This window comes from Pontibacter vulgaris (assembly GCF_022758145.1).
Taxonomy (GTDB): Bacteria; Bacteroidota; Bacteroidia; order Cytophagales; family Hymenobacteraceae; genus Pontibacter; species Pontibacter vulgaris.
Genome location: NZ_JAJVDH010000006.1, coordinates 16,028 through 39,980 on the forward strand (window position 1 = coordinate 16,028; position 23,953 = coordinate 39,980).

Annotated in this window: 18 protein-coding genes; 10 read left to right on the forward strand and 8 right to left on the reverse strand. The window is 41.1% G+C overall.

The features are described 5' to 3' along the window. Window positions 1-15: 15 nt before the first annotated feature. Window positions 16-690, reverse strand: a complete 675-nt coding sequence (locus LWP20_RS14525) for a DUF481 domain-containing protein (RefSeq protein ID WP_242928892.1) — start codon at window positions 688-690, stop codon at window positions 16-18. Window positions 691-1,168: 478 nt separating this feature from the next. Here LWP20_RS14525 and LWP20_RS14530 point away from each other — a divergent pair, with 478 nt between their 5' ends. Both LWP20_RS14530 and LWP20_RS14535 read left to right on the forward strand, forming a co-directional pair. Next, complete coding sequence (locus tag LWP20_RS14530) at window positions 1,169-1,825, forward strand: HD domain-containing protein (RefSeq protein ID WP_242928893.1); 657 nt, start codon at window positions 1,169-1,171, stop codon at window positions 1,823-1,825. A 108-nt stretch (window positions 1,826-1,933) separates the two neighbouring features. Continuing rightward, entirely contained in the window at window positions 1,934-3,925 is a 1,992-nt protein-coding gene (locus LWP20_RS14535) for a monovalent cation:proton antiporter family protein (protein WP_242928894.1), read from the forward strand. Window positions 3,926-3,993: 68 nt separating this feature from the next. On the opposite strand, the gene LWP20_RS14540 is transcribed toward LWP20_RS14535, so the two are convergent. After that, entirely contained in the window at window positions 3,994-4,590 is a 597-nt protein-coding gene (locus tag LWP20_RS14540) for a DUF4136 domain-containing protein (protein WP_242928895.1), read from the reverse strand. Window positions 4,591-4,791: 201 nt separating this feature from the next. Here LWP20_RS14540 and LWP20_RS14545 point away from each other — a divergent pair, with 201 nt between their 5' ends. The 4 genes from LWP20_RS14545 (at window position 4,792) to LWP20_RS14560 (ending at window position 13,405) form a co-directional block, all read left to right on the forward strand. Further along, a complete protein-coding gene (locus LWP20_RS14545) occupies window positions 4,792-6,081 on the forward strand; it encodes an acetyl-CoA hydrolase/transferase family protein (protein WP_242928896.1) in 1,290 nt (429 codons plus the stop codon). Between the two features lie 68 nt (window positions 6,082-6,149). Then, window positions 6,150-6,992: a DUF1206 domain-containing protein gene (locus LWP20_RS14550; protein ID WP_242928897.1), complete on the forward strand. Its 843-nt coding sequence runs from the start codon at window positions 6,150-6,152 to the stop codon at window positions 6,990-6,992. A gap of 128 nt (window positions 6,993-7,120) precedes the next feature. After that, complete coding sequence (locus tag LWP20_RS14555) at window positions 7,121-8,479, forward strand: sigma-54-dependent transcriptional regulator (protein ID WP_242928898.1); 1,359 nt, start codon at window positions 7,121-7,123, stop codon at window positions 8,477-8,479. 252 nt (window positions 8,480-8,731) lie between these two features. After that, window positions 8,732-13,405, forward strand: coding sequence for a PAS domain S-box protein (locus tag LWP20_RS14560; RefSeq protein ID WP_242928899.1), 4,674 nt, complete (start codon window positions 8,732-8,734; stop codon window positions 13,403-13,405). 80 nt (window positions 13,406-13,485) lie between these two features. On the opposite strand, the gene LWP20_RS14565 is transcribed toward LWP20_RS14560, so the two are convergent. From LWP20_RS14565 to LWP20_RS14575, 3 genes are all read right to left on the reverse strand, one after another. After that, a complete protein-coding gene (locus LWP20_RS14565) occupies window positions 13,486-14,307 on the reverse strand; it encodes an ion transporter (protein WP_242928900.1) in 822 nt (273 codons plus the stop codon). Window positions 14,308-14,464: 157 nt separating this feature from the next. Further along, window positions 14,465-15,007, reverse strand: a complete 543-nt coding sequence (locus LWP20_RS14570; RefSeq protein WP_242928901.1) for a plastocyanin/azurin family copper-binding protein — start codon at window positions 15,005-15,007, stop codon at window positions 14,465-14,467. Between the two features lie 29 nt (window positions 15,008-15,036). After that, entirely contained in the window at window positions 15,037-16,770 is a 1,734-nt protein-coding gene (locus LWP20_RS14575) for a L,D-transpeptidase family protein (protein ID WP_242928902.1), read from the reverse strand. A gap of 329 nt (window positions 16,771-17,099) precedes the next feature. Between LWP20_RS14575 and LWP20_RS14580 the strand changes: the two genes are divergently transcribed. After that, a complete protein-coding gene (locus tag LWP20_RS14580) occupies window positions 17,100-18,995 on the forward strand; it encodes a M1 family metallopeptidase (RefSeq protein ID WP_242928903.1) in 1,896 nt (631 codons plus the stop codon). A gap of 151 nt (window positions 18,996-19,146) precedes the next feature. Here the strand turns inward: LWP20_RS14580 and LWP20_RS14585 are convergent, their stop codons facing one another. Further along, complete coding sequence (locus LWP20_RS14585) at window positions 19,147-19,650, reverse strand: YciE/YciF ferroxidase family protein (protein ID WP_242928904.1); 504 nt, start codon at window positions 19,648-19,650, stop codon at window positions 19,147-19,149. A 342-nt stretch (window positions 19,651-19,992) separates the two neighbouring features. Here LWP20_RS14585 and LWP20_RS14590 point away from each other — a divergent pair, with 342 nt between their 5' ends. After that, entirely contained in the window at window positions 19,993-20,886 is an 894-nt protein-coding gene (locus tag LWP20_RS14590) for a cyanophycinase (protein WP_242928905.1), read from the forward strand. A gap of 69 nt (window positions 20,887-20,955) precedes the next feature. On the opposite strand, the gene LWP20_RS14595 is transcribed toward LWP20_RS14590, so the two are convergent. Next, a complete protein-coding gene (locus LWP20_RS14595; protein WP_242928906.1) occupies window positions 20,956-21,882 on the reverse strand; it encodes an isoaspartyl peptidase/L-asparaginase family protein in 927 nt (308 codons plus the stop codon). 173 nt (window positions 21,883-22,055) lie between these two features. Here LWP20_RS14595 and LWP20_RS14600 point away from each other — a divergent pair, with 173 nt between their 5' ends. Then, a complete protein-coding gene (locus LWP20_RS14600) occupies window positions 22,056-22,430 on the forward strand; it encodes a DUF3127 domain-containing protein (protein WP_242928907.1) in 375 nt (124 codons plus the stop codon). A gap of 190 nt (window positions 22,431-22,620) precedes the next feature. Beyond that, window positions 22,621-23,241, forward strand: a complete 621-nt coding sequence (locus tag LWP20_RS14605; RefSeq protein ID WP_242928908.1) for an RNA-binding domain-containing protein — start codon at window positions 22,621-22,623, stop codon at window positions 23,239-23,241. 27 nt (window positions 23,242-23,268) lie between these two features. Here the strand turns inward: LWP20_RS14605 and LWP20_RS14610 are convergent, their stop codons facing one another. Then, entirely contained in the window at window positions 23,269-23,670 is a 402-nt protein-coding gene (locus LWP20_RS14610) for a toxin-antitoxin system YwqK family antitoxin (RefSeq protein ID WP_242928909.1), read from the reverse strand. Window positions 23,671-23,953: the final 283 nt, after the last annotated feature.

Genomic DNA, 23,953 nt, shown 5'->3' on the forward strand with positions numbered 1-23,953 from the left:
TATAGTTTTATACTTTCAGAACTGTACCTGTATGCCGTTAGATATGGCATATACGAATTTAGTTACCGGCACTATCGGTTCATCTTCAAAGGTACAGTTAAAGTTGGTACGGAAGGTCAGTGTTTTATTGAGCTTTACATTTAGAGTCAGGTCGTTGCTGATGCGGTTACGCCAATCGTCAATTTTGCCATCATAGCCGGTCTGGTAATAGACTATGCCTTCGGTATTTACGTGGTCGTTTAATTTTACTTTTGCACTGAAGTAATTGGTAGATTTTGGCAGATCAGATACGCGTAAACGTCCCTCTTGTTCCGGGTCCTGCCATTCTTCGTGTTCGTGCATCAGGCCTGTGCCAAAGTATAAACTGGTATTTTCTTTTCGGAGCAAGGCAAGTCGCAGGCCACCTCCTGCCAGTGTTCGCAATTCTAAACCTCGGGCTTTATCGGCTTGTAGTTGCGTGAAAAGCTCGTAAGAAAGTTTCCGGTTACGATGCAGGTTAATGCGAAAGTGGGAATAACCGTTGCTGGCTACCGTGTTTCGCTCTGTTTTAGAATCGTAATTAATAAGCAGGTAGTTCAGGTAATTCAAAAGGAGGTAACTGTGTTTGGCTGAAATGTACGCCAGATCGCCGTTGAAGGTTAATAACAGGAAGTTGTTTGGGTTGTTTTTACCAGCATTACGGTTGAACATTGAAAAGTTAAGCCCTCCCTTTCCGGTAAGGTAATTAACTGTATCTCTGTCAACACGGGAACGTTCTATATTAAGGATTTGAGATTGAGCAGGGCTGGCTACTGAAAGTATAAATAGTACTGGTAGAATAGATGTTAGGATAATGGTTTTTAAGCGCATCAATCGGGCAAGTATAGTAGACGAAGAACCAAATATAAACCTTTCTAAATAAATTGATTTACAAACCTATATATAACACAGGCGATTTTTGACAGTAATGAAACGGTTGCATTATAGTTTTTGCTGGCTTCTTTTGTAAACCTGGGGTGTTTTGAAGTTATGGTAGTTTGTTTTCTCTTTGTAGCTGCTTCTTAATGTAGTTTTTAGCTAAAAGCATTTCTTGATTTTAGTTTATACCTATCAAAGTATAAGTAGAATTTAATTGCTGCTTTAAAGTATAATCAGCAGTTTTGAGCTGTAAATTAATCTACTACGCAAAATGCACTCAGACGAAGAACTGATAAATTTAACGGCTGAATATGTAAAGAATTTGCTTTCGGGCGAAGGTTCAGGCCATGATTGGTGGCACATACAGCGTGTTTGGAACAATGCTAAAAGTATAGCTGCACATGAACAGGCTGATATTTTTATAGTTGAACTGGCCGCTTTGCTGCACGATATCGGAGACCATAAATTTCATAATGGAGATGAAACAGTTGGACCGCGTATGGCACGTGAATGGCTGGAAAAACATGAAGTTAAAAATGAAACTATAGACCTTGTTTGTGCTATAATCAGTGAGTTATCTTTTAAAGGTGCGGGCACAACTTCAGCCATGAGTAGTCTGGAAGGTTGTATTGTGCAGGATGCTGACCGACTGGATGCGATAGGCGCCATTGGGATTGCACGTACCTTCGCCTATGGCGGACACAAAGGCCGCGAAATGTACAACCCTAACATCCCTCCTGTGCTGCACGATTCGTTCGAAGCTTATAAAAACAGCGCCGGTCCTACATTAAATCATTTCTACGAAAAGCTACTATTGCTACAAGACCGTATGCATACTACTACGGCAAAGCGTATTGCTGCAGAGCGCCATCAATATATGGAAGAGTTTGTGAATCGTTTCTTGGCTGAATGGGATGGCAGGCTTTAATAGGTAGATGATATAGGTTTAAATATTTTCTTATTTATTACTCTCTGAAAATTGTTAGCATTCTGATAATCGATTATTTATACTTTAGTTTTTCAAAACCAACTTTCTATGGAAATACCATTACTGCCCGATATTGTAATCATACTTGGTCTGGCAGTGATCGTAATTCTGCTTTTCCAGCGATTCAGGTTGCCAACTATACTTGGGTTTCTGGCTACAGGCGTAATTACCGGGCCTCACGGGCTGGGCATCATCAAGGAAACGCACAACATTGAAATCCTGGCCGAGATCGGCGTTATCTTGTTGCTGTTTATTATTGGGATGGAGTTTTCTCTCAAGAGCCTTTCCATGATAAAGCGGACAGTTTTTATAGGAGGATTAACACAGGTTTTGCTAACCATTTTATTAGTAGCGCTTGTTCTCTGGCTTGCTGACCTCCCGCTTAACCAATCTGTTTTTATAGGATTTCTGTTCTCGCTAAGCAGCACGGCCATTGTTTTAAAACTGCTGCAGGACCGCGGTGAGATTAACAGTCCGCATGGCAAAATCGTTTTAGCCATCCTTATTTTCCAGGATATTGTAGTAGTGCCCATGATGCTGCTTACGCCGCTAATGGCTGGGGGCTCTCAAAATATTGGTTCTGAGCTAGCCTGGATGGCGTTGAAAGGCGTTTTTGTAATTGTATTTGTACTGATAAGTGCCCGCTATTTAGTACCACAGTTACTATACCTGGTAGCTAAAACCAAGAGTAAAGAGCTGTTTATACTTTCGGTTGTGGTTATATGCTTTGCCGTGGCCTGGTTGACCTCCAGTATCGGTTTATCGCTGGCGTTGGGGGCTTTTATGGCAGGGTTGATTATTTCAGAATCAGAGTATAGCCACCAGGCTACCAGCAATATCCTGCCCTTCCGTGAAATTTTTACAAGTTTCTTTTTTGTGTCGATAGGAATGCTACTCGACTTTTCTTTTTTAGTGGAGCATTTACTCTATATTTTAGCATTTACAATTCTTGCCTGTATCTTAAAAGGTTTGGTGGCCACATTTGCTGCCCGTATTCTGCAATACCCCTTGCGTACTTCATTACTGGTTGGATTAGCTGCTTTTCAGGTAGGTGAGTTTGCGTTTATACTTTCTAAAACTGGTATACTTAATGGTTTACTGAGTCAGGAGGCCTATCAGTATTTTCTGTCGGTATCTTTGCTGACAATGGCCATAACCCCTTTTGTAATACAGTATTACCAGCCCATTTCTTCAAGTATAAGTTCATGGTTTGTAAAAGGACCTCAGTTAACACAGCCTGAGCCTGCAGATTTACCGGATAACGATCCGCTACACAACCTAAGTGACCATATTGTTATTATAGGCTTCGGAATTAATGGCCGCAATGTGGCTAAAGCTGCCCGCCATGCCAATATTCCTTATGTAATTGTAGAATTGAATGCCGTTACGGTAAAACATGAGCGCAAAAACGGGGAGCCGATAGTTTATGGTGATGCTGTACATAGCTTCATTCTCACGCATGTTAACCTCCACCGGGCTCGTGTAGTAGTGGTGGCAATTTCTGATCCCGAAGCTACTAAGCGCATAATATCCAGTATCCGCCAGATTAGCGATAAAGTTCATGTTATAGTTAGAACACGTTTTCTTCAGGAAATGGAAGAGAATTTTTTACTTGGCGCTGATGAGGTTATTCCGGAAGAATTTGAAACCTCTATTGAGATATTTACCAGGGTACTTTCAAAATACCTGATGCCGCGCGATGAGATTGAAGCCTTTACAAACAGCATCAGGGCCGACAATTATGATATGCTACGCAGTATGGTGAATATTAAAGAACCTGCCAGAAAAATTGAGCTTGATTTGCCGGATATAGAGGTAGCCAGCCTGCGCATTTTTACAACAGATGATACAATTGTAGACCTGCCCCTGTATAAAACAGATATCCGCACCCGGTTTAATGTAATGGTGGTGGCCATAAAGCGCGAAGGGCAAACTATTCTTACCATAAATGCCCACACCAGATTACAACGAGGCGATATTGTGTATGTAGTAGGTAAACCAACAGATGTAAATAGATTCGGGAATTTTATTAGCAGATAACTCTTCAGGCAAAGTATAAATACCTTTCTAACTGAAATTTATACTTTGCCTGAAGAGCTTTATCCATGTTATTTTGTAGCCGCCGGAAATTTATTTAGTATGGTTTCTACTTCTTTATGTACGGTGCCGGCACTGGCTTTAAAGTTTTCAATTGCCCCTTCTGTCCAGCCTCTCCAAAGTAATTGCTTCGATTTTGTATCTACTACATCAAGTATAAGTGTGCCTTGTTTAAACAGATCTACGGCGCGGTAACCTGGTAAACCGGCATCGCCATACTTATAACGGTAACCTGCCATGTAGCCATAACTGTAGCCAAAACCAGGGGCAAAATTTTCAGGCTTATCTTTTTCTACTGGCACCGATACACTAACATCATAAGCCAGCAACATGTCTGCTTTGCCCGTAGCTTTCTGATAGCCCTTTTTGAGCAACTCCTGTTCTATTGCCAGCCTGATATTCTTATCCAAAGCTGCATTGTATCCTTTATCAAATACCGGTTCTGCAGCGGGTTTATCCTGGTACCAGGCAAAGGTTTTATACTTTGTGAGGTTTGTTTTAGGTGCCAGAATTGTATTGGTATGGCTTATGCCGGAAGTGGCTACGCAAGCACTAAACAAAGTAAGTATAAGCAAGAAGTAGCAGGCATTGAAATATCGTGGTGTCATAGTTTTGTTTGTATAAGTGCATTTGTACGGTTTTACCGCAAGTGTGTGACAAAAATCGTGATAGTATCGAAAAATGCAATACTTCTTTAAAAGAACTGAGAATTATCATTTGCAGCATGATCAACACCCTGTAGCTTGCACCCGCTTTTAAGTATAACATCAACCCTAAAATAAAAGTATAGCCTACATAAATCAGGAAATATGAATGATATAGCTCCAAAATATAAAACAGCCGAAGAAGCTTTAGCCATTGTGCAGTCCGGAGATCGGGTTTTCTTACATGGCAGTGCTGCCACCCCGCAATATCTTATTCATAAGCTGGCAGAACGTGCCCATGAACTTCGGGATGTAGAATTGGTAAGTATCAGTACGTTTGGTGAAATGCCTTGCGCCGATATCAAGTATAAAGACTCCTTTTTTATTAATTCCCTTTTTGTTTCGGCAAATGTCAGGGAGGCTGTAAATAGTGGCCGAGGCGATTATGTGCCTATTTTCCTGAGCGAGATTCCGCAGTTATTTCGGTTGGGGATCATGCCGCTGGATGTTGCTATTGTTCATGTCTCTCCTCCTGACAGGCATGGGTTTTGTTCGTTGGGTGTTTCAGTTGATATAGCCCGCGAAGCAGTAAAAAGAGCCAAGTATGTAATTGCGCAGGTAAATCCGCAAATGCCCCGCACCCATGGCGATGCCCTGATTCATAGCCGCCGTTTTCATGCTATGGTAGAAGTAAACGAAGCAATTCCGGAGGTTGATTATTCCACCAAGATAAGCAGCGTGGAAGAAACCATTGGCCGCCATGTTGCAGGCCTAGTAGAAGATAAAGCCACTTTGCAAATGGGCATTGGCGGTATACCTGATGCAGTATTGAAAAGCCTCACTAACCATAAAAGTCTGGGTATCCATACCGAAATGTTTTCTAACGGTATTATTCCGCTAATAGAAAAAGGGGTTATCACAAATGAGTACAAGAAAATACTGCCGGGTCGCATTGCCACCGCATTTATAGCCGGTAACCGTGCCCTGTATGATTTTGTAGATGATAACCCGCTGATAAGCATGCACAGTACCGACTTCGTAAATGATGTCTCTGTAATTAAAGAGAACCCAAAAGTAACTGCCATTAACAGCGCCATTGAAATAGATATTACCGGGCAGGTTGTATCAGATTCTATCGGCACATATCAATTCTCAGGCATTGGCGGCCAGATGGACTTTATACGGGGAGCTGCATTATCTAAAGGCGGCAAACCAATAATTGCGTTGCCATCTGTTACGGCTAAAGGTGTATCGCGTATTACCCCTTTTATTAACCAGGGAGCAGGTGTTGTAACTACACGTGCGCATGTGCATTACATAGTTACGGAATATGGCGTTGCCTACCTCTACGGCAAAAATTTACGCCAACGCGCCAAAGAACTGATACGCATTGCCCACCCCGATCATCGCGAACGCCTTGAAGAAGAAGCATTCAAACGTTTTAAGCAGATGTAGCATAAATAAGGCTACAACATTTGTATCATTTCTGCGTGTATGCAATCATATACAAAAGAACTATACTTATGAACATAGCATCCGTTGCATCGAATATTCCTTCTCCCCGACCTGAATGGATCGAGCGATTTGCCCGTTTTGGTTTAATAGCTAAAGGCGTAGTTTATTGCCTGGTAGGTATACTTGCCTTTATGGCAGCTTTTGAACTAGGGGGAAACCGCCAGAATGCAGGTAAAACCGGTGTATTCCAGTTTATACTTGAACAGCCTTTTGGTACCATACTGCTGGCATTGGTAGCAGCCGGTATGCTTTGTTATGCACTGTGGCGCTTTATACAAGCAATAAAAGATACTGAAGATAAAGGCACAGATACAAAGGGCATAGGTAAACGTATAGGATATGCTTTCAGTGGTTTTGTGTACGGAACACTTGCTTTTTATGCTTTTAAATTACTGATGGGTAACAGCAGCGGTAGTAACGGAGACTCACGTCAGAAGATGGCAAGTACCCTGCTTAGTCAACCTTTCGGGCAATGGCTGCTTGGCGCTGTAGCGCTTGGCACAATTGCAGTAGGTATACATCAGATTTACAGGGCTTTGTCTGGCAAGTATAAAAAGAATGTACAGGGTATGCACCTGAAGCCTGAAATAGAAAAAACATTAATAAAGGCTGGAAAAGTAGGTTATATTGCCCGTGGAGTTGTGTGGATGATTATTGGTTACCTGTTTTTGAAAGCAGCTACAGAAGCAAATTCATCAGAAGCCGGTGGTAGCAAGAGGGCATTTCAATTTCTTGAGGAAGCCTCATATGGTTCATACTTACTGGGTGCTGTAGCGCTTGGGTTAATATGCTATGGTATTTTTATGTTTGTAAGAGCAAAGTATCAGAATATTGGTACGCCGGCAAACTAGGAGATGCTTCTAAGTATAGAACGGCAAAGAAATTAAAACATGGCTCTGCTTAATTTAATTCTTTTTTTAATGCCTGCGCTTTATCCTGTATCTTTGAAAGTCTGCAATGACTTTGTATTTCAAATTTCATGAAAAACGCGCCCTTTAAAATCTTTATTCTGGACGATGATGTGTGGTATAGTGAGCTACTCGAATACCATTTATCTCTGAATCCGGATTACGAACTAAAAAAATTCCATTCCGCCAAAGATTGCCTTGCCAGCATGTACGAGCGGCCCAATGTTGTTACACTTGATTATTCCCTGCCTGATAAGAACGGCGACGAAGTACTAAAGAAGATAAAAGAACAAAACCCCGATACACAAGTAGTTGTAATCTCAGGGCAGGAAGATGTGGCTACTGCCGTAAACCTGCTTAAAAAAGGGGCATATGATTACATTGTAAAGGATGAGGAAACCCCGGAACGCCTTTGGAATACCATTACCAAGATCAGGGAGAACGTATCGTTGCGCGAGGAGATTAATCAGCTTAAAGAAGAAATTGGTCAAAAGTATGATTTCAGCAATGTAATAATTGGTAAAAGCGAGCCTATCAAACGTGTTTTCGCTATGATGGAAAAGGCTTCTAAAACAAATATTACAGTTTCTATAAACGGAGAAACAGGCACAGGTAAAGAGCTTGTTGCAAAGGCTATCCATTACAATGGCCCTAAAAAGAAAACACCATACGTAGCTGTTAACGTTGCCGCAATACCAAAAGAGCTAATTGAGAGTGAATTATTCGGCCACGAAAAGGGCGCTTTTACAGGAGCTCTCGCCCGCAGATTAGGTAAATTTGAAGAAGCAAATAAAGGCACTATATTCCTGGACGAGATCGGTGAGCTAGATATCAGTCTACAATCTAAATTGCTGCGCGTTTTACAGGAAAAAGAGATAACCCGGGTAGGCGGTAATACCGTTATACCTGTTGATGTGCGTATTATTGTAGCTACACATAAGAACCTGGCAGAAGAAGTTAAAAAAGGTACTTTCCGTGAAGACCTTTATTACCGCTTGCTGGGTCTGCCAATTAACCTTCCGCCGCTGCGTGAGCGAGGTGGCGATATACTCGTACTTGCAAAACATTTTATTGATGCTTTTGCAAAAGAGAATGGCATGGGGCGTAAAACATTGTCGGCTGAGGCTCAGCAAAAGTTGCTCTCCTACCCTTTCCCAGGAAACGTAAGGGAGCTTAAAGCCCTCGTAGAGCTCGCTGCTGTTTTGTGTGATGAAGCTGTTATTCAGGAAGAGGATATAAACTTTTCAGCAAACCATATTGTCAGGGATTTTCTGGATCAGGAGCGTACTTTAAAAGAATATACAACCGATATTATTCAACGCTTTCTCAATAAATATGATAATAACGTACTGTTAGTGGCAGACAAACTAAACATTGGCAAATCTACGATATACAGGATGATTCAAAATAAAGAGTTATCCGTGGAGTAATAGGTATAAGTATTCATACTTAGAGCGCCTGTGTACTTATTACACAGGCGCTTTATTTTTATAGCTCTATATACTTATCTTAAAGCTGGGCTTTCGTTTATAATTTCAAGAGACGCGGCAAGTATAAGTATAGATGATTTTATACTTTATGCCCATTTTTTATTCATTCGGGAATAACTGAATTTTATCGGGGCAACTATTGAATCTTTCATCATAAAATTGCCTTAACTTGTTGATTATTATTTTACCCGGATGAAAACCCCATATGATGTAGTCCTGTTGCAGCAGGAATTGGAACGAGAGCGTAGTGCAAGAATTGCAGCTGAACAACAGGCCCGGCTATTTGCTGAAGAGCTTAAAGCTATAAAAGCAACTCAGACAGCTACCTTGTACCAGAAATCTCAGAATGATAATGCATGTAGTTTGATTCCATCCTTGATGGCAAATTTGCCATATGCAGTATTAGGTACAGATGATTCAGGTATAATTGTATTTATAAACAGCCATTTCTGTTCACTTTTCGAAATCTCATCAGATCCGGAGGACTTAATCGGAACGCCTGTCAGGTTACTGGAGCAATCGCCACTGCTGCAAACAGTTGATGCCCACTATATAAAAAATACAGCTGAAGGTATAAGCTATTTTCAAGAGTTTAACCTGCTTAATGGCAAAGTTATTGAGCGCGAGTATTTACCATTGGCTCAGCACCTGGCAATTTGCGGCGCAGCCTGGATTTACAGAGATACTACAGCTCATCGTACAGTACAAAATAAGCTGGAACTCCATTCAGATCTGCAGGAAGAGTATCCGCACCCTGTTTTCAGAATTAGTTTTAACAGTGAGCTTCTCTTCGTAAATGCAGCTGGCCAGGAACTGCTGCGCCATTATTCCAAAAAGCGGGCAGCCGGTTTCGTAAAGCTGATATTAAATAAAGTACTCGATTCGGGTGCATATACGAAGTCTGAAAGTATAGAAACACGTGTTGATGGTAGATATTACCTCCTGTTTGCAGTTCCTTTCCAGGAGAAAGGCTATGTGAATTTATACCTGACAGATATTACTGAAAGAAGGTTAACAGAACTTGCCCTGCAAGAGAGCCAGAACTTTGTTCATAATATTACCCGCACCATACCCAACATTATTTATATCTATGATCTTGAAAAGGATCTTACCATATATGTAAATCCACACATACGCAATGTGCTTGGCTATGATGAACAAGATATTCAGGCTATGAACGGGCATGTGCTGATGACTCTCGTTTTGCAGGAAGATCTCGGGAAATTAGAAAAACACATAGAAACGATGATGCTTTCCGGTAACGGGCAGGTAGAAGAAATAGAATACCGGGTTCGTAGTAAGAATGGCGATGTCAAGTATTTGCATTGTCGTGAAAGCGTTTTTAAAAGAAAAGAAGATGGAAGCGTATGCCAGGTAATTGGCTCTGCCGAAGATGTTACCGCCCTACGTGAAAACAGTAAAGAGCTTGTTCGGCAGAAAGAATTTTACGAATCAATACTAAACCATATACCTTCTGATATAGCAGTATATAACAGCGATCTGCGTTACCTTTTCGTAAATCCTGCTGCTGTCAGCAATCCTGAGATTAGAGAATGGATCATTGGTAAAACGAATGAGGAATATTGTGCCTTTCGAAATGTGCCCCTGCATCGGATTAAAACCAGAGGTCATAATCTGAGGAAATTGCTGGAAGAAAAAAAGATGGTTGAATTTGAAGAGAAACTTGTAGATGCTTCAGGTAAATCATCATACTTTTTACGCCGGCTTAATCCTGTTTTGAACGAGAATGGCGATGTAAGCCTTATGATTGGCCATGGCCTTAACATTACGGAACTTAGGGAGGCTCAGGAAGAGATCTTACTTAGCGAAGCGAAAAACCGGGCAATTCTGGCCGCCATACCTGACTTGTTATTTATAATAGACAAGGATGGTACCTATCTTCACATGAAAAGTGCTGAAAAGGATAACCTGGCTGTTGATATAGACCAGATTATTGGCAATTCAATGCGCAATATTTTGCCAGCCCACCTACATGCTGAGGCACTTGGGCTGGTGCAGCAGGTTTTGCGAACCGGTAATTCAGAACGTCTTGAATATGAATTGGAGGTGCCAGAAGGCATTCGTCATTTTGAAGGGCGTATAATTAAGTATAGCGAAACTGAAGTATTAACCATTATCCGGGATACTACGGAAGAACGCACAGTAACGCTAGAAGTTAAGGAAAAGAATGAGCTTATTCGGCTTGTACTGGACTCTAGCCCAAGCATTATTTATGTAAGAGATGGCTCGGGCAAATTTGTATTGGTAAATCAGGAGCTTGCTGACCTGCTGGGCAAAACACAGAGCGATCTCATCGGAAAAAACTTGTATGAATTGGGTTTCTTGGAGTCTGATATTTCAAATTATTATAGTACCGACCGTCAGGTAATTCAGGAAAACCGCGAAATTAAGTTACAGGAGTGTTTCACAAATCCGAAAGGTGAAGAAGTATGGTTCAGTTCCATTAAAAGGCCCCTGGAAACAGCTGACGGTGAAATACATGTGCTTGCTATTTCTACTAATATTACCGAGCAAAGGCTGGCAAATAAGCGCTTAGAGCAAAGCGAAGAGCTTCACAGGTTGTTATCTGAGAACTCTAAAGACATTATTTGTTTGCATGACCACACAGGGAAGTATATTTATATTTCTAAAGGTATGGAGGAAATGCTGGGTTACGCTCCTGCTGAATTAATCGGAACAGATCCATACGAGCTGATACACCCCGATGACAGGATGCATGTGATGGAGGACGGCCATTTAGTAGCAACTATAAACCAACAGGGTGCGCTTATACAGCACCGCATGCGTCATAAAAACGGCCACTATATCTGGCTGGAAACAAATGTCAGGCCGCTTTTAAATCAGAATGCAGCTGAAGTCAGGATTCAAACATCTACAAGAGAAATTACACAACGCCGGAATGCAGAAGAAGCTCTTAAAAGGAGTGAAAAAAAATACCGTGATCTAATTAATTATAGTCAGGCTTATATCTGCACCCACGATATGCAAGGGCATGTTTTATCTGTTAACCCATACCTGTTGAACATGTTAGGTTATACAGAGGAAGAAATGCTGGGAAATGTAATTAGTCAGTATTTTCCGTTGCAACATCAGAAGAATTTTAAGTATTACCTGGAGCAAATTAAGCACAAGCAAGTGGTTGACGGAGTGCTTTGTATTTTGAATAAGAATAACGAAGAGCGTTACTTAAATTACAAGAATTATAAAGTTCAGGAGCCCGGGCAGGACCAATATATTATTTGCATTGCTCACGACATTACAGATCTGATGCAGGCAGAGCAGGACCTTAAACTAGCCAAAGAAGCAGCAGAAGAATCGGCACGCGTAAAAGAGAATTTTCTTGCCAATATGAGCCATGAAATTCGTACCCCAATGAACGGTATATTAGGTATGGCTGGTTTACTGGGTAAAACAAATCTTAATGAAACGCAGCATAATTATCTGAAAATCATAAATAAATCTGCAGATAACCTGTTGGTGGTGATTAATGATATTCTGGATATTGCTAAAATTGAAGCAGGTAAGCTGGATCTTGAGACTATACCTTTCAATATTACTGAAACCATAAACAGTGCATTTCAAAGTTTGAGTTATCGGGCTGAAGAAATGGACATCGCTTATACCTTGCTGCCTTTAGAGTTGAAACAACCCCATGTATTGGGTGACCCTTACCGCTTAAACCAGATTTTACTGAATTTACTTACCAATGCCCTCAAGTTTACGGAAGAAGGCAGCATTACGCTCAGCAGTAAAATACTGGAAGAAACAAAGCAAACTGTTACACTGGAAATTGCTGTTGCAGATACCGGTATAGGAATTTCGGAGAGCAAAAAAGACCTGATTTTTGAAGGCTTTATGCAGGCATACTCCAGCACCACGCGCAAATATGGCGGAACAGGGCTAGGGCTGAGTATTTGCAAGAATCTTGTAGAAATGCAGGGAGGCCGTATTTGGGTAGAAAGTACCGAAGGCCGGGGCAGCACATTTAAATTTATACTTACTTATACTAAGTGTAAAGAAAAGCAGAAGCCTAAAAAAGAGGAAGCCCAGGTTAATTTAAATACGCTGCATAATGTATACGTGCTGCTGGCAGAGGATAATGAAGTGAATATTTTCCTGGCGCAGTCTATTCTGGAAGGTTGGAATTTTAAAGTAGATGTGGCACGCAATGGGCGTGAAGCAGTGGAGTTGGTAGAACGCTTTAATTACGACATTATCTTAATGGATATTCAGATGCCTGAACTTAGTGGCTTGGATGCAACTAAAGCTATTCGCTCCCATTTTGATAAAGTAAAAGCCAACATTCCTATTATTGCACTAACTGCCAATGCCCTCAAGGGAGATGCTGAAAAGTACCTGCATGCTGGTATGAGCGATTATATTTCAAAGCCCTTTAACGAAGAAAGGCTATACATAAAAATGCAGAACCTGCTTCCACATAAAGTCTCAACTATTCAAAAACCAACCGAGCTCAATTCTTTAGCCAATGAAGCTGTTCATACTTCACCGTTGTATGATCTCTCGTTGCTGGAGAAAATGTCGAGAGGGAATATGGCGTTTATACTTCGTACAAAGCAAATCTTTATTGAGACCGTGCCAGTTACACTGAATGAATTGCAACAAAATGCGAAGCTAGGTGACTGGGTTGCAGTTAGTGCAGTTGCTCACAAACTCAAATCAACCATCGATACTATCCGGATAGAGCGTTTAAAAGATGTGATAAGAAACATCGAAACCAAAGCGAAATCTGGAGAGATCACATCACAAATTCATAAAAACATAGATTACGTGGTTGAAGTTATGCAGGAAGTTATTGCCCGGTTTAAATCGGAGTTAAACAACTAATTGTTTTATACTTATAAAAAGAGCTTAGCCAATAACTGGTTAAGCTCTTTTTAATTTGACGTATACTTGATTTATAGCATTTATACTTCCAACAAACTGCCACAATTGCTGCAGTAATGTGCATCTGGCGTGTGTCCTTCTTTATGGCAGTTAGGGCAAACCTGCGTAGTAAAAGATTCTTTTTCGCTTCTGGCAAGTTCTACGGATACAATTCCGGTTGGCACAGCAATTATGCCATACCCCATTATCATAACAAAGCTTGCCAGAATTTGCCCCAAAGGCGTAGCCGGTGCTATATCGCCATAACCCACTGTAGTCAGCGTAACTATGGCCCAATATATACTTTTAGGAATGCTGGTAAAGCCATACTTTGCACCTTCAATAAGATACATTAAAGAGCCCACTATTACTACAATTATAAGTACAGCTCCCAGAAATACAGTGATTTTGGTTAAGCTAGCTTTTAGCGCCCTTGACAGTACCTGCCCTTCGTTAATAAAATGAGTAAGTTTAAATATACGTGCAGCCCGCAATAGCCTTAGAACCCTGATAATTAACAAGTACTGGGCGCCAGGAAATAACAGGCTCAAATAGGTTGGTATAATTGCCAGAAAATCAACTAAACCAAAAAAGGAGAACATATAGCTTAACGGTTTGGGCGAACTATACACTCTCAGCAGGTATTCCAATGTGAAAAGTCCGGTAAAAATTAACTCCAGAAACCTGAAGGTATCGCCATACTTCCTATTAAGCTGGCTCATACTTTCCAGCGAAACAACTAATACACTAAGCAGAATAATAAAGAGAAGCAAAGCATCGAAAACCCGGCCCGAAGTAGTTTCTGCTTCGAATATTATTTTATAGATCCTACGACGTACTGAATCTGATGTATTTGTTTGCATAGCTTATTCAGTTCTTCTGCTTTATTATGTTGGGCCTTATACGCTACTTGATTGGTTTTATGATTTAGATGGGTGAATGCTTGTACTATACTTTAGGATGGAGTGCCGGTAATGAAAACGGCGCCATATCTTTGTAGACAGGGCGCCGTTTTTAGAGTTAGTACACAATGAGTTTGCCATGCATACGGCGCCAATGTCCGGGATAAGTACAGACATAATCGTAAGAGCCCTGCTTTGCTGGCGCAGTAAATTCTATTATAACAGACTGCCCTGGCTTTGCTAAAGGAGAAGCTGCAATAATTACCTCGCTAGCAGGTATATAATTACCGGTAGGGCCTATTTTAGCACCAGCAAGTGCTGTTAGTTTATACTTGCCCTCTTCGGTAATTACCACATTATGTACCATAGGTTGTTTTGTCCCTTCATTTATTAAGGTAAGTTTTACAAATGAATTTGCTTTTACCTTTAAAGTGTCGTGGTCGTACCGGATATCTGTAATTGTATCACCCAGGGCCTTTAAAGTTAATTCTTCAACTACCTGCAACGTGCTATCAGAAGCAACAGTTTGAGATACAGCTATACTATCTGGCAGTGATGCTGGCACAGTCTGCTCAGCAGTTTCCTGCTTACCCTGGTTGCCGCAAGCTGCCATACTTAGCGCAAGTATAAAACCCAGAAAATATGCAGTTACTTTTCTCATGGGGTTATGTTTCTAAAGCTTGTTTAATATTAGCTGAAGAATTCTTTCTTAAGTTTTTTATCATGCCCGTAAATGTCTTCACGGAAATGCACATCGCCGTTTTCATCTACCCAACTTGTAAAATACACCAGGTATACCTGAGTTTTCTTTGGCAATGTGATCCATTTCTCTTCATTATTGCTTATGGCGCTTTGTATACTGCTTTCATCCCATTCAGGCATATCTTTAAGCAGGTATTTAGCCAGTTCAACCGGTTTTTCAAGTCGCACACATCCATGGCTGAAACCACGCTGCGTCTGGTTAAATAAGCCATCTGCCGGGGTGTCGTGCAGGTATACAGAATATTCGTTCGGGAAAAGGAATTTAAGCGAACCTAATGAGTTCTTTGGTCCCGGGCGCTGACGCACCATGTATGGGAAGTTCTTCTCTGTAACGGATGCCCAATCAATAGAACTGGCCGAAATCGGCTTAGGGTCTTTTTCTTTGGTTACAATTTCCATGTCCTGTGTTTCGAGCCAGTAAGGATTGCTCAGCATATTTGGTTTAATCTCTTTCTCTACAATGCTGTTTGGCACATTCCAGTAGGGTGCAATTACAACGGATTCGAGTTTATCGCTGAAAATTGGCGTTGAATTCAACTCCTTCCCTACTACCACACGCATCGACATGACTTTTTTATACTTGCGTTCAGCATCCGGATTGTTGTCCGGGTCTTCATAAATGTAGAGCATGTACTCTGGTATGTTCACCCAAATGTATTTCTGGTCAAGGCTTTTAGGTACCATGCGTTTCGGTATCCATCTCCAACGCTCCATATTGATGATGATTTGCTCAATGCGGTCATCTATAGGAACATTCATCGTTTTCAGGGTATTGCCACCTACCAAGCCATCTGTATCAAGCCCATGGAGTTCCTGGAATTTCTTTACCTGCTGCACCAGCGCATCATCGTAAACGCGCATTTTAGGGTCATTCACGTTGATAGCTTTCCCGGGATTAAGTCGCTTACGGAGTGTAACTACAGCTTCAGCCGAATCTCCTTTCTTAAGGCTTTTTAGTTTACCAAGATCTACTTTTGGCCATCCGCCTTTTGCCTCTATCTCTCTGTATTTCTTTAAAGCATCGCGCAGGTTGGTGTATCCGGCGTGCAAGGCCTCAAACTCATAGTATGGATAGGTGCTTTCGCGCTCTTTCAGTATAGTCTGGAGCGCTTTATTCAGTTTTATTTTGTTATTTTTAACGTTCCAGTCTACCTGTTGCGCTTCGTTAGGATTAATTCTGCCCTTATAAAAGTCCGAAGCAAAGTTAAAGTATGAGGCAGTTAGGGCCACATCAATTTCCTGCTGCAGTTCAAGGCGCGCTGAATCAGATGAACTCATTTCCTGGTATCGCTTAATCAAGTTTTCAAAGTCCACGAGTTTATAGCGTTTCGGATCAAGTCCTTCTGCAGTAGATCCTTCAATAACACTGATGAATTTTTCTGATTGCGGTACTAATTTATTTTCTTTAAACCAGGCAAGTTTATAGTCTCGTTCGCCATAAAACTGATAAAGCAAATCATCGTTTTTCTTAAAAGCAGGTTTCTTGCTTATATAGTTTTTTATAAAAAGACTATCCGTTTTAGTTTGTGCCAGCTCTTTCGAAAATATCTCTTTTACTTTGTTCTTACCGTCGCCTGAATTTTTGTTACATCCTAGTAAAAACAATACAGCTAATAGAGCTGCAATATTTATGGTGGTTAGTATTAATTGTTTAGGGTACATGTCGGGGTTATGTTAGAGTTGTGTATAAGCTTCAGCAGTTTTATGCTTTTATTTTATTCTTCTATTTGATAAGTGCAAATTTTGGATTTAAAACAGGGGCTAAAGCTTATCAGGATTATGTACTTTAAATATGTATAAAATGTTATCTAAGAATTTAACAGTATAAATGGAGCTACTCAATTAAAATGGCTTGCTTAAATAGGTGCAATTTCCTGCCTAACAGCTTTTATTTAATTTATACTTTCCCGGTTAAGTTGATTACTAACAACAGCCTGTTTTCAGAATAACCGTAAATAGCATATCTTAGGCGTAAGACATTTAAACTTACCATGAAACATTATACCAAGTACCTGTTTGGCCTGGGCCTTGCCGGAAGCCTGCAACTGGTATCCTGCAGTACCCAACATACTAACGATAATACTATGACTACAACACAACAAGAAGTGGAGCGCACACCTGCTGATGTGCACAGCTACGCTAAACCATCTGAGGCCATAGCCAAGGACCTTGACCTGGATATAGCTGTTGATTTCGATAATAAAATCATAAGCGGGAAAGCTACTTACCAGATCGAAAACCTGACCAAAACTGATAAGATCGTATTTGACACCAGGGACCTGCAAATCGAAAAAGTATACCTGGGCGACAATCAGGAGCAAACAACTTTTAACCTGGGAGAGAAAAATAAATTCCTTGGTCAGCCGCTTACCATAACTATAAAACCGGAGACAAAATCTCTAACGATAGTTTATAAAACTTCGCCCCAGGCAGCTGCTTTACAATGGCTTAGCCCACAGCAAACGGCCGGTAAAAAATATCCTTTCCTGTTTACGCAATCGCAGGCTATACTTGCCCGAACCTGGATTCCGATTCAGGATAGCCCAGGTATCCGGATTACATTCAGTGCTAGAGTGAAGGTGCCAAAAGAGTTGATAGCAGTGATGAGTGCAGAAAACCCACAAGAGAAAAATAGTGCCGGAGAGTATAAATTTTATATGCGACAGCCTATTCCTTCTTACCTGATGGCGCTTTCTGTTGGCGACCTGAAATTTAAAGCAATTGGCGACCAAACTGGTATTTACGCGGAGCCCGCTACACTTGAAACTGCCGTTTACGAATTTGCCGAAATGGACAAAATGCTGGTGGCAGCAGAAAAAATCTATGGCAAGTATAGATGGGACCGTTACGATCTGCTGGTGCTTCCACCATCTTTCCCATTCGGGGGCATGGAAAACCCGAGACTCACTTTCGTTACCCCGACTGTTCTGGCTAAAGATCGATCACTTACCAGTCTTATAGCACATGAGCTGGCACATAGCTGGAGCGGTAATTTAGTTACCAATGCCACCTGGAATGATTTCTGGCTGAATGAAGGCTTTACCGTATACTTTGAGCGCCGCATTATGGAAGAGCTGTACGGTAAAGAATATGCCGATATGCTAAACGTGCTTGGTTACCAGGATCTGCAGGCAACTATAGAAGAACTTGGCAAAGATAGTGAAGGCACTCACCTGAAATTAGATCTGGAAGGCCGCGATCCGGATGATGGCTTAAATGATATAGCTTACGAAAAAGGCAATGCGTTTTTACAGAACATAGAACAAGCCGTTGGCCGTGAAAGATTTGATGAGTTTGTAAATAAATATTTTCAGACGTTTGCTTTCCAAAGCACTAATACCGAACGTTTTCTGGAGTTCTTGCGCACGGAGCTAATAAAAGGTGATGAACAGCTGGCAGAGAAAATAAACATAGAAGGCTGGGTATTTACAGCTGGTTTACCGGAAGAACATAAAAAGCCAACCTCTACCCGGTTTGCCCAGGTAGAGCAAACTTATACTTCCTGGAAAAATGGAACGCCTGCTGCCAAACTAAATACGAAGGACTGGTCGAGCCATGAATGGCTGCACTTTATAAGAATGTTGCCTGAAAAGATGAGTAAAGAGCAGATGAATGATCTTGATAAGGCTTTCAACTTTACTAACTCAGGTAATTCTGAGATACTAGCGGCCTGGTTTTTGCACGCTATTCATAACAATTATATTACCGCTGATAAAGCCCTGGAAACTTTCCTGACTAATGTTGGTCGTCGTAAATTCCTGTTGCCTATATACAAAGCGTTAATGGCTACACCAGAGGGTAAGAAAAGAGCGCTTGCTATTTACGCAAAAGCAAGACCAAATTACCATGCTGTATCTACTGTTACCTTAGATGAACTTGTAAAGTAAAGCGATTTGCTGATCTGTTAAATATAAAAAGGCCCGCCAAGTATGCGGGCCTTTTGCTTGTAAATGAAAAACTCTGTTACCTTCTGGCCAGCATGGGTGCTTGGGGAAAGTACAGAGTTTTTTTCATGTTATATGGTAAGTAATGCGTTACTTACCGTTGTGATCTATGCTCGGCTTTTATGTTTACTTTGCTCTCAGCAATAAATGTCAGTTTCTGGTCAGTGTTCTTCTCTTCATCAAGAGTCATTTGCAATAAATGCAAAGCATCTGTAGCGCCAAGCTGCTTGGCATAAGTACATAGGGTGCCATAACCTGCAATTTCATAATGCTCTACGCGCTGTGCACTGGCAATCAGAGCGGCATCCATAACATCCGGATCAGCGTTTTCGCTAAGTATATCCTCTGCCTCTCTTATTATACCTTCCATGGCTTTGCATTTCTCTCCGGTGGCTTTCTCTCCCAGCGACTGAAAAACTTTGTCCAGTCGCTCAATCTGCGTTTCAGTTTCCTGTAAATGCGTCTGGAAAGCGGTTCGCAGTTCGTTTGAATGGCACTTCTCCATCATTTTAGGAAGTGCTTTCATGATCTGATGTTCTGCGTTATAAATGTCTTTCAGCTCGTGGATGAAAAGGTCGTTTAAGTTGTTTAGTTTCATAGCTTGGAAAGGTTTGGTCTCAATTAATAATCTACAATTGCTTGTGGACTTACTATACGGCATGTACCTTTGTTGGTTAGATAAATATGGTTAAAACATGCTGAATGTGCCTGATTTAATTGTAAACGCGTTTAATATATAAATTTATATATAGTAAGCTTGTTTGGTTGATTTTAAATCTGATTCATTTCAGTTATTGCCTTAATCAGAAACAGGATTGGCGTAACGAATTATTCTAAAAAATGGTACAGTTTATGGAAGATTCGATATTGTCAGGCTTGTATTGGCAGAGATTTTGTATTATAAAATTGATTACGTTTAACTTAAAATATTAACTACCAAGTGGATAAACCTAAAGGAAAGCTGATAGCCATAGGTGGCAACGAAGACAAAGGCACTTACCCAAACCCAAGAAGCAAGAAGAAATATTATCTTGATTTTTTTGAGTTGGGTATACTTAGGCGCTTCCTGAAGGAGATTCCTGCTCAAAATCCTGTTATTGAAGTCATCACTACCGCATCCCTTATTCCTGAAGAAGTTGGCGTAAGATATGAAAGTGCCTTAAGCATTTTAGGTTGTGAGAATATTGGCATCATGCACATACGCCACGAAGAAGATGCCTTGAATCCGGAATATATCGAGCGAATCCGAAAAGCAGATGGTGTCATGTTCAGTGGTGGCGACCAATCCAGAATTACACGGATGTTCCTGAATACCGAAATACTGGCTATTTTAAAAGATCGCTACTGGAACGAGGAGTTTGTTCTAGCAGGTACGAGCGCCGGTGCAATGGCTATGTCTGAAATAATGATAAAAGGTGGCAGTGCAACAGAATCGCTGTTGCGGGGTGCTGTTAAAATATCGCATGGTCTTGGTTTTATAAGCGGCGTAATAATAGATACTCACTTTGTGATAAGAGGGCGTTTTGGTCGCTTAATGGAAGCTGTTGTAACACACCCTAAAACGATAGGCATAGGCTTAGGCGAAGATACTGGCGTTTTAATAACCGAAGGGCATAAAATTGAAACGATTGGCTCTAACCTGGTAGTTATTGTGGATGGGCATAACGTTGGTTATACAAACGTGCATAATGTAGAAAAAGGCCGGCCAGTAGCTATTGAGAACATGGTAATGCACGTGCTGGCCAAAGGAAATGTTTATAACATACTTACCCGTGAATTTAATAAAGACCATACAGCCGTAGCAAAGAGCGAGTTGCACGAACAGGAAAAATAGCATTGCTCTATAAACAGAAAATGGCTGGTAATTTAAGTTTACCAGCCATTTTCTGTTTATACTTTATACTTACTCTTTATAGATACCAATGTAAGCTTCGTTGTTATTTACTTTGCTTCCCCTGTACATACCTTCTGAGTTAAATGGCAATGCCACATTTCCGTGAGCATCTACTGCAACCAGCCCGCCTTCGCCACCAAACTTAACCAGCTTATCCAGTACTACTTTTTCACAGGCTTGCTGCAAAGTATAACCCTTATACTCTATCAGGCAAGAAATATCATAAGCCACAACCGCCCGGATAAAAAATTCGCCGTGGCCGGTGCAGGATATGGCGCAGGTAGCGTTGTTTGCATAAGTGCCTGACCCAATGATCGGTGTATCGCCGATACGGTTGTAATTTTTGTTTGTCATACCTCCTGTAGATGTTGCTGCTGCCAGGTTGCCTGCCTTATCAAGCGCTACCGCCCCTACTGTTCCGAATTTCTTTTCTACGGTGTGGTCAAGTATAAACAGGTCGGTATCGCGTACGTCGCGCCATTGTTTGTAGCGCTGGGCAGTATAGAAATATTCTTCCGGTTCAAAAGCAACTTTATACTTCCTCGCAAATTCCTCAGCGCCATATCCGCTCATAAACACATGGTCTGAGTGCTCAAGTATGGCTTTGGCCAGCACCACCGGGTTGCGTATACTCCGCACGCCTGCCACTGCTCCGGCTGCCAAAGTATCGCCACACATAATGGCGGCATCCATTTCATGTTTACCGTCCTTTGTAAAAACCGAACCTCTACCGGCATTAAATAAAGGGCTGTTTTCTAAAAGCAATACAGATTTCTCGACGGCATCCAGAGCAGAGCCGCCTTCATTTAAAATTCTGTGGCCAGCCTCCAGCGCATTGGCCAGATCGGTTTTGTAAGCGTGCTCCAGTTCTGGTGTCATAGATGCCGGGGTAATGGTGCCGGCACCTCCGTGAATGGCTATAGAAAAGTTAGTCATGGTTTAACGGTAATGTTGGTTTGTCTGCTGTACGCCTGTTGTGCTTAGGCTGTTATAAAAGTACTGGCTGCTTCAGAAATTTGTATCGAATATTAAGCGTTTTTTTAATGGCAAAAAAGGGCCGGAATTCTTATCTTTGTACTTATACTGATAAACTATTTAATAAAGTAATTATGTCGTTTGAGATCCAAGGAAAGCTATACGAGGTGTTTGAAGAGCAGCAAGTGAGTGACAAATTCAAGAAACGTGAGTTTGTGCTGGAGATACCAGATGGTTCTTATACCCAATACTGCAAGTTTCAGCTTACTCAAGACAAGTGCAACCTGCTTGACCAATACAAAACTGGCGATGAAGTAAAAGTTACTTTCAACCTGTCTGGTAAGCCATTTGTTAAAAACGGAACAACCATGTATTTTACAAACCTGCAGGCATGGCGTTTAGAAGGTGCATCTAATTCTTACGGAGCCCCGGCGGGAGCGCCATCACAGGCTTCAGCGCCAGCACCATCTTTCTATAGCAGCGATGCAGACAATGACCTGCCTTTCTAATTAATTAACTCATCATAATTAAAAGCGAGCCCGGTGCTCGCTTTTTTTATGCCTTCAAAGCTCATTGTATACTTAAACTTCTTCATAACACTTATAGCTTAAGTATAGTATAGCTGTTATCATTAATTTCAGGGATGAACTATAGCAAAGTATACTTGTTTTAATTTAAACCAGCCTCCTTTTTACTATCATGGATGATCTTCAGCGCCTGATACTGCAAGGCGAAAACGATACAGTAGATTTTAAGCAACGTGTAACCCAGCCAGAGAAAATTGCCCGCACGCTGGTATCGTTTGCAAATACACGCGGAGGCACCGTTCTGGTTGGGGTTAAAGATAATGGCACTATCTGTGGTATAGATCCGGAGGAAGAAAAACATTTGCTGCAACTCGCCGCCGAATTTTATTGTGACCCGCCGGTTGCCTTACACTATGAAGAGCTCGAAACTGATGGTGAGGTAGTGCTTAAAGTAATCATACCTGAAAGCACCCATAAACCGCACTTTGCCAAGGTTAAAGAAGATGATTGGCGCGGGTATGTACGGGTTAAAGACACGAGCGTACAAACCAGCAAAATGGTAAATAAAGTTTTACAGGCTGAAGAGCCGGAATTTGAGCAGCTGCCGCTTGACCGATTCGAACTTGCCATACTCGATTACCTCCATAAAAAGCCAAGTATAACTTTGAAGCAATTTTCCAGACTGGTTAATATTTCTGAGCGGCGGGCCTATCGTATACTTGTAAAGCTTGTTATACACGGATACCTGAGGCTACACGACAAGGAAAAAGAAGATTACTATACACTGAGTTAATTTTATACTTTAACTGAAGTATAAATCTCAGAGTTTACCTATTACCAGATTACCATTTTCATACAGTTCAGTGTGTGAGTATTCTCCTGCCGAATTGTATACCTGCCACTCTCCAAACCAGAAGTACTTTATAATATTACCACTTTCTATTCTTCTGGCCTGACCTGTTCTGGCTAGGTTGCCGTTTTCGTGGTAACGCGTTACTGGAATATAGTTAAGCTTGCGTTTATATTTTTCTTCCATAAACAGATTACCATTCATGTGGTAATAGCGCCACTTACCAACTTCTCTTCCGTGCCTAAACCGCCCGTTTCGGACCATTACATCGCCAATATATATTTTCCAGCGGCCATGGTTGCGTCCTTGCTTATCAAGCCTATTAGTACCGAACAGATTCAGGAAATGCTTTTTCCCCTTGTTTTCCGGCATACTACTACTCGAAGTTGGAAAGTTTAGCAGCACCAAAAATGTAAGACAGTACAGTATTTTCATAATCTAAAACTTTACAGGTTAAGAATCTGACAGGATTAAATATAAATATTTAGTAATAATTAATTAGCTAAACGCAGGATTAAAATTGTAAGTTTTTAACTGTCAACTTAATACGAAGTATATGTCTTTGATTTACATCTCAAGCGAAGCTGTATGTTACTTTCAAATATATACCTGCGCTAATTTTATCCGTAAAAAGCATAGAAACTTCCTGCTACTG